The sequence below is a fragment of the Pseudomonas sp. 67(2021) genome (assembly GCF_017491835.1).
GTDB classification, from domain to species: domain Bacteria; phylum Pseudomonadota; class Gammaproteobacteria; order Pseudomonadales; family Pseudomonadaceae; genus Aquipseudomonas; species Aquipseudomonas atacamensis.
The window spans coordinates 300,091-312,422 of record NZ_JAFGYL010000004.1; the positions used below are offsets into that span (position 1 = coordinate 300,091).

Consider the following 12,332-nt stretch of genomic DNA (forward strand, 5'->3'; position numbering starts at 1 on the left):
CCCGACTGTCGCGGGTAGACATGTCCATACAAGCGAGAAGGGATGATGATCGCTCCCACGCTCTGCGTGGGAGTGCAGCCCCGGACGCTCCGCGTCCGCTTCAAATGTGACGCAGAGCGTCATGGGAGGCATTCCCACGCAGAGCGTGGGAACGATCAAAGGTAAATGACCTTAGTGAAACAGTACCGCCGTCTTCTGCAGGGTCACCCACACACCCCACGCCAACGGAATACCCACCACCAGCCATGCCGCGATCGCCAGAGGCTTGGTGCCCGGCGCCGCTTTCCACTCCAGAACGGTGCTGGCATCGGCACCCTTGTCGTGGCCCAGCGCCTGTTCGGCGGCCAGTTCGGCGTCGGTCATGAAGTACTTGTCGGCCACCGGGCGCACCATCAGGTTGCACAAGAAGCCCAGCACCAGCAGGCCGGCGAGGATGTACAGGGTGATGTCGTAAGCGGCAGCGCGTTCCACGCCGATGCTCAACTGATATTCACGCAGGTAGTTGACCAGCACCGGACCGAGCACGCCGGCAGCGGCCCAGGCAGTCAGCAGACGACCGTGGATCGCACCGACCATCTGTGTACCGAACAGGTCGGCCAGATACGCCGGAACGGTGGCAAAACCACCGCCGTACATCGACAGGATGATGCAGAACGCCGCCACGAACAGCGCAACGTTGCCCAGATGGCCCATGTTCGGAATCAGCGCGTACAGGGCAAAACCCAGCGCGAAGAACACGAAGTAGGTGTTCTTGCGGCCCAGGTAGTCCGAGAACGAGGCCCAGAAGAACCGGCCTCCGATGTTGAACAGGCTCAGCAGACCAGTGAAGCCCGCTGCGATCGCCGCGATCGAGGCCAGTTGGCCAGCGTCGAGTTGACCGAACGGTACATCGACGCCCAGCAGTTTGCCGCCGAACACTTCCTGCAACAGTGGCGAAGCCATGCCGAGGATACCGATACCCGCCGACACGTTCAGGCACAGCACCAGCCAGACCAGACGGAATTGCGGGGTTTTCCACGCTACGTTCACGTGGACGTGACGGTTGGTGATCATGGCGTTGGACGCTTTCTTCGCCGGAGCGGTCCAGCCTTCAGGTTTCCAGCCGGTTGGCGGCACGCGGTAGGACAGTGCGCCACCGATCATGAACACGAAGTAAATGGCCGCCATGGCCACGAAGCTCTGCCATACGCCCACGCCTTCTGGCGATGCGAAGTGGCTCATCAGTGCAGTCGCCAGTGGTGCGCCGACCATCGCGCCGCCACCGAAGCCCATGATCGCCATGCCGGTCGCCATGCCGCGCTTGTCCGGGAACCACTTGATCAGGGTCGACACCGGCGAGATATAGCCCAGGCCCAGACCGATACCGCCGATCACGCCGGAACCGATCCACATCAGCCAGATCTGGTGGGTATAGATACCCAACGCAGAAATCAGCAGACCACCGCACCAGCACAAGGCCGAGACCACGCCCGCTTTACGAGGCCCGGCGTGCTCCAGCCAGCCACCCCAGATCGCTGCCGAGCAGCCGAGGAAGATGAAGAACAGCGTGTAGATCCAGCCGAGCATGGAGATCGGCCAGTCGCAGTTCGACGAAAATACCTGTGCGATGAAGCTCATGTCCGGCGCGCAAGCCACCGGTGCGGTAACGCCGAGTGCCTTGGACAGCGGCAACCAGAACACCGAGAAGCCGTAGGCCATGCCGATGCACAGGTGAATGGCCAAAGCGGCCGGTGGAACCAGCCAGCGGTTGAAACCGGGCTTGGCGATGATGCGTTCCTTGGACAGGAACGCAGGCTGGTCGGCTCTGAGGCCGTCCGCCGTGATGCTCGTGCTCATTGTGTATCCCCCAATTGTTAGTATGGTTCGCCAGCCACTGCTCACCCTCGGCCTTATGCACGCAGGCATGACCGTTTTTTTAGGTGAAGCTCCTTGAAGGCGCGACGTTAAGTCGCAGACGGGCGGACGAACTGGCGAAGGTTACCATTCTCAGGTGACAGAAAAACCAAACTGATATCACCTTTTTTCAAGTCATCTGTTCTCGTACGACTCGGGAAGCCGCCAACCCCGTGTCTGCAAAGGCACCACGCCGTTTGCTACTTGTCCCATTTATGCGTGTGAAAAGTTACCCGTCGCCTGGGCGTGACTGAACGACGGGTGAACCAAGCGCAAAAAATGGCGTCGCAAGCGGGGGACGAATTGCACCCTCTGGCGCCCGCCGGGCATCCTCAAGCGCAGGCCCTGTGGCGAAGTTGCAGGTGCCACCGCCGACCCTCGGCAGATGACGCCACACCGAACCGGGTGCCGGCAGCGCTATACTCCCCGGCCATATGACCAATTCGACTAACTACAAGGACTCGCCCATGAAAGCGTTCGGCAAAATCCTGGGTCTGGTACTTCTCGGGCTGTTGCTGATCATTGTGGCGGCAGGCTTTGCCCTGACCCACCTCTTCGATCCCAACGACTATAAAGACGAGATCCGCCAGATTGCCCGCGACAAGGCCCACATAGAGCTGACGCTCAATGGCGATATCGGCTGGAGCCTGTTCCCGTGGCTCGGCCTGGAATTGCACGAAGCCAGCGTCGCCACCCTGGCCAAACCTGCCGAACCGTTTGCCGACTTGCAGATGCTCGGCCTGTCCGTGCGCGTGCTGCCGCTGTTGCGCCGCGAAGTACAGATGAGTGACGTGCGCGTCGAAGGCCTCAACCTGCGCCTGAACCGCGACAAAAACGGCCACGGCAATTGGGAAGACATCGGCAAGGTGCCTGTGGCGCCAGGCTCGACGCCACCCGCCACACCGGGCGCGACCGCCAGCGAGCCGACCGTCGCCGTGGAAAAACCGGCGCAACCGATCCGCCTCGACATCGACAGCCTGACCGTCAACAACGCCCGCGTTGAATACACCGATGAGCTGACCGGCAAGCAGTTCAGTGCCGAAAGCATTCAGTTGAGCACCGGCCCGGTACACGATTCGACCAATATCCCGGTGAAAGCCACCGCGTTCCTTGGCACCAACCAACCGGTACTGCGCGTGCGCACCGAGCTCAACGGCGAGCTGCGCTTCGAGCGCGCCCTGCAACGCTACAAGTTTGAAGACCTGAAGCTGACCGGCGAGCTCGCTGGCGATCCGCTGCAAGGCAAGACCATGACCTTCTCCGCGCAAGGCCAGTTATTGCTGGATAAAGCAGCGAACGTCGCCGAATGGACCGGCATCAAGATTTCCGCCAACCAGTTGCGCGCATTGGGCGAGCTGAAAGCCAACGACCTCGACAAGACGCCACAGATCAGCGGCGGCATTTCCATTGCCCAGTTCGATCTGGCGAAATTCGTCGACAGCATCGGCCAGACACTGCCGGCGATGGGCGAAGGCAGCCTGAGCAAGGTCGAACTGGTCAGCCGCGTTGCTGCCACTCCGACCAGCCTGTCGTTCGACAACATCAACCTGAAACTCGATGACAGCAGCTTCAGCGGCCGCATCGCCATCGAGGACTTCGCCAAACAGTCGCTGCGCGCGATTCTCAAGGCCGACACGTTCAACGTCGACCGTTACCTGCCACCGAAATCGGCCCTGGCCAACAGCGCCACGCAAACCCGTCAGGCCGAAGTCGCCAGCACCGAGGCCGGCGCCGTCGCAGGCACCACGCCGCTGCCGGACAAACCGAGCAAAACCGCCTGGAGCACCGAGCGCCTGCTACCGGTCGAACGCCTGGCCAAACTCGACGTCGATGCCGATCTGACTTTCGGCCAACTGACCCTCGACAAGCTACCGATCCAGAACGCCGCGCTCAAAGCCACCGGCCAGGGCGGCCTGCTGACGCTGACTAACCTGAGCGGTGATCTGTACAACGGCGGCTTCGTCGCCAACGGCACACTCGACGTGCGCCCAAGCGCGCCGGTGCTCAACCTGCAGACCCGGCTCAACCGCGTGCCGGCGGAAAAAATCATCGAAAGCCAAGGCAAGAATCCGCCGGTCAAAGGTCTGGTAACGCTGACCAGCAGCCTCACCGGCAGCGGCAACAGCCAGCAGGCGCTGATCGACACGCTCAACGGCAACGCCAGTTTCGTCATCAACAACGGCGTGCTGCTCAACGCCAACCTTGAACAGCAATTGTGCAAAGGCATCGCCACCCTCAATCGCAAATCCCTCAGCGGCGAGCCACGGGGCAAGGACACACCGTTCGAAGAGCTCAAGGGCAACTTGACCGTGCGCAACGGCGTCGCCAATAACCCCGACCTGAAAGTGCGCATCCCCGGCATGACCGTCAACGGTGACGGCGACATCGACCTGCGCGTTTTGGGTATGGATTACCGCGTCGGCATCATCGTCGAGGGCGACACCAGCGCCATGCCCGACCCGGCCTGTCAGGTCGGCGAGAAATTCGTCGGCATCGAGTGGCCACTGCGCTGCCGTGGCCCGCTGGAACTGGGCGCCAAGGCCTGCCGCGTCGACAATGACCGTCTCGGTCAGGTGGCCAGCAAGATGGCTGGCAACAAGCTCAGCGAGAAAATCGACGAAAAACTGGGCGATAAAGTCAGCCCGGAATTGAAAGACGCGTTGAAGGGGCTGTTCAAGCGATGACAGCAGAGCAATTTTCCACGGCGGTGCTGGAGTGGTTCGACCGCCATGGCCGCCACGATTTGCCGTGGCAGCAGGACATCAATCCATATCGGGTCTGGGTGTCCGAGATCATGTTGCAGCAGACTCAGGTCAGCACCGTGCTCAACTATTTCGAGCGTTTCATGGCGGCGCTGCCAACAGTCGAAGCGCTGGCCGCAGCGCCGGAAGACGAGGTGCTGCACCTGTGGACCGGGCTGGGTTACTACACTCGCGCACGCAACCTGCAGAAGACCGCGAAGATCGTCGTCAGCCAGTACGCTGGCGAATTCCCGCGCGACGTGGAAAAACTCACCGAGCTGCCGGGCATCGGCCTGTCCACCGCCGGGGCGATCGCCAGCATCAGCATGGGCCTGCGCGCGCCGATCCTCGATGGCAACGTCAAACGCGTGCTGGCGCGCTTCACTGCGCAAGAGGGCTACCCCGGCGAACCGAAGGTGGCCAAACAACTCTGGGCCAACGCCGAGCGCTTCACCCCGCACGATCGGGTCAACGCCTACACCCAGGCGATGATGGATCTTGGCGCGACACTCTGCACGCGCAGCAAGCCGAGCTGTCTGCTGTGCCCGCTCAAGCGTGGCTGTGAAGCGCACATGCTTGGCCTGGAAACCCGTTATCCGATTCCCAAGCCGCGCAAGGCCATCCCGCAGAAACGCACGCTGATGCCAATGCTGGCCAACGGCGAAGGTGCGATTCTGCTTTATCGCCGCCCGTCGACGGGACTGTGGGGCGGTTTGTGGAGCCTGCCGGAGCTGGATGATCTGGAAGATCTGCAACATCTGGCCGATCAGCACTCGCTGACCATGGGCCAGCAGCAGGCGCTGCCGAGCCTGGTTCACACCTTCAGCCATTTCCAGTTGTCCATCGAACCGTGGCTGGTTCACGTGCAGGAAGCCAGCCATCACGTGGCCGAGGCCGACTGGCTCTGGTATAACCTCGCCACCCCGCCGCGCCTGGGCCTTGCTGCCCCGGTCAAGACCTTGCTTGAGCGCGCGGCCGCCGTCTTGAATGCAGGAGAATCGCCATGACCCGCACCGTAATGTGCCGCAAGTACAAAGAAGAACTGCCCGCGCTGGAACGCGCCCCATTCCCGGGTGCCAAGGGCCAGGACATTTTCGACCACGTCTCGGCCAAGGCCTGGGCCGACTGGCAGAAACACCAGACCCTGCTGATCAACGAAAAGCGCCTGAACATGATGAACGCCGAAGATCGCAAATACCTGCAGGGCGAAATGGACAAGTACTTCTCCGGCGAGGAATACGCCAAGGCCGAAGGCTACGTGCCGCCAGCCGAATAACCGGTATATTTCGTAAGCGACGGAATTAATTTAAGAAATTTTCAAAAAGTCGTTGACGTAAATCCGAAAAACCCTTTTAATGCGCCCCGTTGCCCAGATAGCTCAGTCGGTAGAGCAGGGGATTGAAAATCCCCGTGTCGGCGGTTCGATTCCGTCTCTGGGCACCAAATACCGAAAACCCTGAATCGCAAGATTCAGGGTTTTTTTATGCCTGCGATTTGATCCCCCTCCTCTCTTCGTCCTTCGATATACCCGGATTCCAGCTGTACTGGAAAAAACCCGAAATCTGTATCTCTCCGCGCAGATGGCGTTTCGCCAATACTTTGCGCAAGCCTTGGCGAGCCAATGACTGGCTCTACTTTGCGCCCCGCAACACTCTGGACTCCTGTAGCCCTCAGAGCGCAAACCCTGATTTTTTGAATCGATCGGCGTCGCCCGCAAGGTCACTTCCTGTCCAGCAAAAAAATCTGAACCCAACCCACAGGCGAACTGCAGTTAGTGCTTTTCAAACATTCCAGGATGAATGCTGGCGCCCCGTGCGCCCGGCAAAAGAGCGAAACGGACGACGTATGATCAAGCAACTCATCAATGAAAACAGTTATGTGCAGATCGACGATCTTTGCAGCGCAACGATCCAGCTGAAAATCGAAGGACTGAATCCTGCCGGCTCCATCAAGCTGAAGACCGCGCACGCGCTGATCACTGATCTTGAAGTCCGCGGACTGATCAACCACAAGACCCGCCTTATCGAATCCTCGTCGGGGAATCTGGGCGTTGCGCTGGCCATGGTCTGCGCCGCCAAGGGTTACCAGTTCGTTTGCGTAATCGACCCGAATATTTCCGCGCCGAACCGCAAGCTGATTCAAGCCCTGGGCGCGCAAATGCTCATGGTCGATCAACGCGACGAGAACGGCGGATATCTGAATTCGCGGATTCGTCTGATCGAGCAACTGGTCGCTGACAACGCCGACTACATCTGGCTCAACCAGTACAAGAATCCGACCAACCCCCTCGCCCACTATCAAGCGACTGCCAGGTCCATCGCGCGCAAGTTTCCCCAGGTGGATTACCTGTTCGTCGGCGCTGGCACCACTGGCACGCTGATGGGCTGCAAGAACTACTTCGCCGAACATCATCCACAGACCAAAGTCATTGCCGTCGATACCGTCGGCTCGGTGACGTTCGGCCTGCCGGGCGGCACGCGCCATATTCCGGGGCTCGGCACCAGCCGCCTGCCGGAGATATTCGAGTCGTCGGGCATTCACGACTTCCTGTCGATTCCCGAGGAAAAGACGATCAAGGTCTGCCGTTGGCTGGCGCAACGCTACGGCCTGCTCTTCGGCGGCTCCACCGGGACTGTGCTCGCCGGCATCCGCCAGTGGGCGCCGCATATCCGGCCCGACGATGTCGTGGTGGCGATCTCCCCCGACATGGGTGAGCGCTATCTCGAAACCATCTATTCCGACGACTGGGTCACCCAGCGGATCGGCGCAACCGCACTGCAGCCCCTTTTCCCTGAAATCGCTCTGGCACTCTCGGCGTAATCCTCATGACCACACAGAATCCGATCCAGCCGTTCCACGTGATCCCCGGCGCTGTCGTCAAAGACATCCTCAACGGGCTGCGGCATGCAACCATCGACATGGTGGCGCAGACCTACCTGACCCACGAGCGTGGCGAAACCGTTAACCCCGACAGTTATTTCCTGCGTTTCCCTGCGCAACCGGCGAACCGGATCATTGCGCTGCCGGCGGCCATCGTCGACAGCGAGGGCGATCAATCCGTCTCCGGGATCAAGTGGATTGCCAGTTATCCCGACAACATCAAGTCAGGCATTCCGCGCGCATCTGCCGTGCTGATTCTCAACGACCCGCAGACCGGTTATCCCTACGCCCTGCTCGAAGGTGCACTGATCAGCGCCGTGCGCACGGCGGCGTCGGCGGTATTGGGTGCCTGGTGGCTGAATGGCCAGAATCGCCACGCGGCGACACTGTCGATCATTGGTGGCGGGGTAATCTCAAGAAATATCCTCGAGACTTTCGTCGCCGACGACTGGTCCTTCGACAGCGTGGGCATTCACGATCTCAACGCGGAATCGGCGCAAGCCCTCGCGGAATTTGGCGGACAACTGGGCCTACCGGATGTACGCCTGCTGTCGCTCGAAGAAGCGCTGACTGCCGACATCGTGGTGTTCGCCACCAGCGCGGGCGAGCCGTACGTAAAAGGCCAGGGCACGTTCCGCCCGGGGCAGATTGTTCTGAACATCTCGCTGCGGGATATCGGCGCCGAAATCATCGAGGAAAGTTACAACTACTTCGACGACATCACCCATTGCCTGAAGGCCAATACCTCACCGCATCTGGCCGAGCAGCAATATGGCCATCGCGACTTTGTCACCGGCACAGTGGCGCAGCTGATTCGGGGTGACCTGCATGTCGCCCAGGACAAACCGCTGATCTATTCGCCATTCGGCATGGGCATTCTCGATCTCGCGATTGGCCGGATGATCCACGACATTGCGGTGGCGGCCGGTACGGCAATTGCCATCCCGTCATTTTTTGGCGAGGAGCGCAGATGGTGAAGGCGCCTGTACACATCGGCCTGGTCGGCTGCGGTTCGCGCGGATTGTCGATATTCGAGCGCCTGTTGAGCCGCGCCGAGGAACGCCCGGAACAACCGGTGTTCATCGACATCTTCGAGCCCAACGTGCTCGGCAGCGGCGCGCACTGGCCCGATCAACCGGACTACCTGTTGCTCAACACCGTCGCCGGTCAGCTCGGGGTATTTCCCGACGCAGCAGCGTTCGGTGATCTGACCGACGCCCGGGAACGGCCAGGGCCGGACTTTCTCGCGTGGTGCCGAGCACAGCGCGTCAAGGTTGACCCCGACAGCGGCCTGCTCGCCGCCGACGGTCGCGACGTCGAGCCGGAGGATTTTCTGCCACGGCACCTGCTCGGCGCTTATCTGGCCGACGCCTTCACGCGGATCCTCACGACCGCCCCCGCCTGGGTAACGGTCAATCTGCATCGGCATCAGGTCACGGCGGTCGAGCGCAACGAGAACCAGCAATACCTTCTGCTAACCGCCGACGGCGCTGCGGTGACGGTGGATCGTCTGGTGCTGACCGTCGGCCACACCGGACGCCTGCGCCTGGCGGGGCAGAACCGGGTCGACAACGTTTACCCGCTGCCGGGCAGCCTCACCAACGTCGAGCCCGGCGAAACGGTGTTGATCGAAGGGTTGGGCCTGGGCGCCATGGACACCCTGGCGGCGCTGACGGCTGGCAGAGGCGGAATCTACAAACCCATGGCCGATGGCAGTCACACTTACCAGCCTTCGGGTCAGGAGCCGGTGATCTTCATCCAGTCGCGGGACGGGCTGCCGTTTCGCACGCGTCCCAATGGCTTGATCGGCTGCCCCCGCCATAGCGCCGTGCTGCTCACGAGCGAGCGCATCGAGTCGTTGCGGGTCAACGCCCACAACCGCCGGCTGGATTTCGAACGGGACATTCTGCCGCTGATGCTGCTGGAGATGCGTGCCGCTGCGGTCGCCGTTCTGCATAAACCCTCAGCGCCACAACAGCTGCTTGAGCAGCTCAGAACCGTCAGCGTTGCCGGCCCTGCCGGTGTGGCCGCTTGTGAAGCCTTGCTGCGCGAGTTCGAAGCGATTGCCGGCGCAATCAGTCCGCTGGAGCTGATCAGCCACAAACTGCCCGACAGCGTCACGCCTTACAACTATCACGCATGGATTTACGACACCCTCGAAGCCGACTTGCATGAAGCACACCTGGGACGCGGCGCGTCGCCGATCAAAGCCGCCATCGAAGTCTGGCGCGACTTGCGGGACCGGCTGCGTGAGGCGGTCGATTTCGACGGGCTCACCGAAGATTCGCATCGGCAGTTCTATGGCCGCTGGCACAAGGCGATCAATCGTCTGGTCGCCGGCCCGCAGAAGGAGCGCCACGCCGATCTGCTCGCGCTGTGTGATGCCGGTTTGCTGACCTTTCTCAAGCCTGGCTCACGCCCCGCGATCGAGCACTTCAAGCGAGTCGCCGGTTACGTCCAGAGCAGCGGCGTCACCCACAGCGACTGCGCACCTGTGCGCGACCTCGCGCGCTTGGGCCTTGTGCGTCCACGCACCGATGTGCCGGGCATCGACGGCATCGATGTCGACGCGGCGTGCAACCCAAGGTCGAACAGCGGCGAAGCGGTGCATGACATCTGGGTGTTGGGTCCGCTCGCTGAAGGCTCCTGTTATTACAACCACTACGTCACCTCGGCGGGCGCACCTTCGCGGCTGTTCATGGACGCCCATCGAGTCGCCACCGCCATCCTTGAGACAGGAACTCGCGCATGAAACTCTACTATCAGACGCATTCGCCGTACGCCCGCAAGGTGTTGGTGCTGGCTCACGAACTTGGCATCGCATCGAGCCTTGAGGTGATACATCACGAGACCAGCCCGACTTCACCGAACGCGACCATTTACCAGGCCAACCCCTTGGGTAAAGTGCCGGTGCTGATGCTGCCCGACGACAGCGCACTGTTCGATTCCATCGTGATTTGCGAATACCTCGATGACCTGAGCGGTGGTGGAAAATTCATCCCGGCAAGCGGCCCCGAGCGCTACAAGGCGCTACGCCTGCAGGCATTGGCGCAGGGCATGTGCGACGTCGGCATCAAGCTGCGCTGGGAAGTCGAGCGGCGTCCCGAGGCTTTGCGCTATCCGGCGTACGCGGACGGCCAGGCCTACAAACTCAAGGAGGCGTATCGCTTCATCGAAGAGCACGTCGACCTCAATGGCCCGATCACCGTCGGCCACATCGCCTTGGCGACGGCCCTGGACTGGATCGCTTTCCGTCAACTCTCGGACTTCTCGGCGCAGGCACGCCTGAGCGAGTGGTATCAGACGTTCTGTCAGCGCGCGTCCATGCGGGCGACCGAGTACAGCGGACAGACGCACGATTAAGCCAAGGAAACCGCTATGAGCTCTCTCTTGCTGCAAATGTCACCGATCGCGCTGGTGATCGCGCTGATCCTGATCCTCCGGCGTCCACCAGTACAAGCGGCGCTGGCCGGTGTGGTACTGGTGCTGGTGCTGTGGGCTCTGGGCGCTGCCGGGCCGGTGTCGGCGGCGATCTCCTCGGCGATTTTTCAAGACACCACGATCCTGTTTCTCAGCACCGCGTGCGTCATCGTCCCGGGGCTGGCCTTCGTCATTCTGGTCGAGCGCGGCGGTGCACCGCAGGCCATCGGCGCATGGGTCAAGGAACTCGGCTGGACACCGCCGGCGCAGGTGATTTTCATCGTGCTGGGCCTGGCGCCGCTGCTGGAAGCGATGACCGGCTTCGGCGTTTCGCTGATCGCCACGGTGCCGCTGCTGATGGGGCTTTTCACTCGCCAATCGGGGATGAAAATTGCCCTCGCCGGCATGGTCATCATGCCGTGGGGCACACTGGGTCTGGCAACGGTGATCGGTGCCCTGCTGGCGCATTTGCCGGCGCAAACCCTCGGCAGCCATTCGGCGCTGATCAGCGCGCCAGTGTTCCTCTGCCTGGCGTCGCTGGCCTTGTGGCAGGCCGGCATCCGCAAGATGACAGCGTGGCTGGGGCTGCTTGTCGTGACGGCCCTGTTCGTTGCCGTGCTGTTTGGCGTCAACCTGTGGCTCGGCCCGGAAGTTTCCGGTGTGCTGGCCGGGCTGGCCGTGGCTTGCGTTGGCCTGGGCATCTCCTGGGCGCAACGGAAAAAACTGGTGCGCTGGCCGAGCGCGGCATGGCCTTATCTGGCCTTGCTGGGAGTGATTGTGGCGTCGCGCGGACTGTTCGTGCTGTCGGGCTGGGATGGCCTGTGGGTCGTCAGGGGCGAACACGTTTCATGGAAGCCGCTGGCGTCTCCAGGGCTGGCGCTGCTGATCGTGACCGTGCTGATGGCGTTCAGGCAAACCGTGGGCGCGGGTTTCCCGTGGCAAGCGCTGTTCAACCGGGCGAAGTTTCCGGTCACGACAATCTTCCTGTTCCTGCTGCTCTCCCAGGTGATGGTCAACGCCGGATTCCTCGTCGAGGCGCAAAGCGCGTTGCAATCCATGTCGGGTATTTCGCTGGCGCCGACGATCGCTCTACTGGCGGGGATTGCCGGTTATGTCACCGGTTCCAACGTCGGCGGCAACACGCTGGTGATGCCGTCCATTGCCGCGCTGAGCAGCGAACACGGGGCGTGGCTGGCGGCAATGGTCAACAGCGCCGCCGGCCATGGCGCACTTGGCTCGCTGTCGATCCTGTCATTGATCACCGGACTTGCCGGTGCCAACCGCCAGGAAGAAAACAGCCTGATCCGCTTCGCCTTCGGTCTGGTGGCGCTGAACATCGTCATAGTTGCTGCAACGGGGATCGTTTTGCTCTACTTTCTGTGAATTGTTTCGAATCAT

At 61.6% G+C, this 12,332-nt stretch carries 9 protein-coding genes, 1 tRNA gene and 1 pseudogene; 10 read left to right on the forward strand and 1 reads right to left on the reverse strand.

Annotation, left to right across the window (positions count from 1 at the left end; translation table 11 throughout):
* Positions 1-171 precede the first annotated feature (171 nt).
* Positions 172-1,836: an OFA family MFS transporter gene (locus J5M66_RS08385; protein WP_024011221.1), complete on the reverse strand. Its 1,665-nt coding sequence runs from the start codon at positions 1,834-1,836 to the stop codon at positions 172-174.
* Between the two features lie 234 nt (positions 1,837-2,070).
* Here J5M66_RS08385 and J5M66_RS26905 point away from each other — a divergent pair.
* The 10 genes and pseudogenes from J5M66_RS26905 to J5M66_RS08425 all read left to right on the forward strand — a co-directional run.
* Positions 2,071-2,282 (forward strand): annotated as a pseudogene (locus J5M66_RS26905) (aspartate 1-decarboxylase autocleavage activator PanM); the annotation flags it as partial.
* A gap of 78 nt (positions 2,283-2,360) precedes the next feature.
* Entirely contained in the window at positions 2,361-4,577 is a 2,217-nt protein-coding gene (locus J5M66_RS08390; RefSeq protein ID WP_207807979.1) for an AsmA family protein, read from the forward strand.
* Positions 4,574-5,641, forward strand: coding sequence for an A/G-specific adenine glycosylase (mutY, locus tag J5M66_RS08395; RefSeq protein WP_024011219.1), 1,068 nt, complete (start codon positions 4,574-4,576; stop codon positions 5,639-5,641). The genes J5M66_RS08390 and mutY overlap by 4 nt, the downstream gene beginning before the upstream one ends.
* Positions 5,638-5,910 carry an oxidative damage protection protein gene (locus J5M66_RS08400; protein ID WP_016772129.1) on the forward strand — a complete coding sequence of 91 codons (273 nt, stop codon included), beginning with the start codon at positions 5,638-5,640 and terminating at the stop codon, positions 5,908-5,910. The genes mutY and J5M66_RS08400 overlap by 4 nt, the downstream gene beginning before the upstream one ends.
* Before the next feature lie 91 nt (positions 5,911-6,001).
* Positions 6,002-6,077, forward strand: a tRNA-Phe gene (locus tag J5M66_RS08405).
* Positions 6,078-6,479: 402 nt separating this feature from the next.
* Positions 6,480-7,454: a 2,3-diaminopropionate biosynthesis protein SbnA gene (gene sbnA / locus J5M66_RS27225; RefSeq protein ID WP_207855453.1), complete on the forward strand. Its 975-nt coding sequence runs from the start codon at positions 6,480-6,482 to the stop codon at positions 7,452-7,454.
* A gap of 5 nt (positions 7,455-7,459) precedes the next feature.
* Complete coding sequence (sbnB, locus tag J5M66_RS27230) at positions 7,460-8,491, forward strand: 2,3-diaminopropionate biosynthesis protein SbnB (RefSeq protein ID WP_243434959.1); 1,032 nt, start codon at positions 7,460-7,462, stop codon at positions 8,489-8,491.
* On the forward strand, positions 8,485-10,266 hold the full coding sequence (locus tag J5M66_RS08415; RefSeq protein WP_207807980.1) for an FAD/NAD(P)-binding domain-containing protein: 1,782 nt from the start codon (positions 8,485-8,487) through the stop codon (positions 10,264-10,266). The genes sbnB and J5M66_RS08415 overlap by 7 nt, the downstream gene beginning before the upstream one ends.
* Complete coding sequence (locus J5M66_RS08420; RefSeq protein WP_071174102.1) at positions 10,263-10,877, forward strand: glutathione S-transferase; 615 nt, start codon at positions 10,263-10,265, stop codon at positions 10,875-10,877. Before J5M66_RS08415 ends, J5M66_RS08420 begins: the two co-directional genes overlap by 4 nt.
* Positions 10,878-10,892: 15 nt before the next feature.
* On the forward strand, positions 10,893-12,317 hold the full coding sequence (locus J5M66_RS08425; RefSeq protein WP_206421222.1) for an L-lactate permease: 1,425 nt from the start codon (positions 10,893-10,895) through the stop codon (positions 12,315-12,317).
* Positions 12,318-12,332: the final 15 nt, after the last annotated feature.

Bases quoted from the DNA above. Each gene is read 5' to 3' on its own strand.
- J5M66_RS08390 (WP_207807979.1), top strand. From the start codon at position 2,361: ATGAAAGCGTTCGGCAAAATCCTGGGTCTGGTACTTCTCGGGCTGTTG.
- J5M66_RS08385 (WP_024011221.1), bottom strand. From the start codon at position 1,836: ATGAGCACGAGCATCACGGCGGACGGCCTCAGAGCCGACCAGCCTGCG.
- J5M66_RS08400 (WP_016772129.1), top strand. From the start codon at position 5,638: ATGACCCGCACCGTAATGTGCCGCAAGTACAAAGAAGAACTGCCCGCG.
- J5M66_RS08425 (WP_206421222.1), top strand. From the start codon at position 10,893: ATGAGCTCTCTCTTGCTGCAAATGTCACCGATCGCGCTGGTGATCGCG.
- J5M66_RS08420 (WP_071174102.1), top strand. From the start codon at position 10,263: ATGAAACTCTACTATCAGACGCATTCGCCGTACGCCCGCAAGGTGTTG.
- sbnB (WP_243434959.1), top strand. From the start codon at position 7,460: ATGACCACACAGAATCCGATCCAGCCGTTCCACGTGATCCCCGGCGCT.
- mutY (WP_024011219.1), top strand. From the start codon at position 4,574: ATGACAGCAGAGCAATTTTCCACGGCGGTGCTGGAGTGGTTCGACCGC.
- J5M66_RS08415 (WP_207807980.1), top strand. From the start codon at position 8,485: ATGGTGAAGGCGCCTGTACACATCGGCCTGGTCGGCTGCGGTTCGCGC.
- sbnA (WP_207855453.1), top strand. From the start codon at position 6,480: ATGATCAAGCAACTCATCAATGAAAACAGTTATGTGCAGATCGACGAT.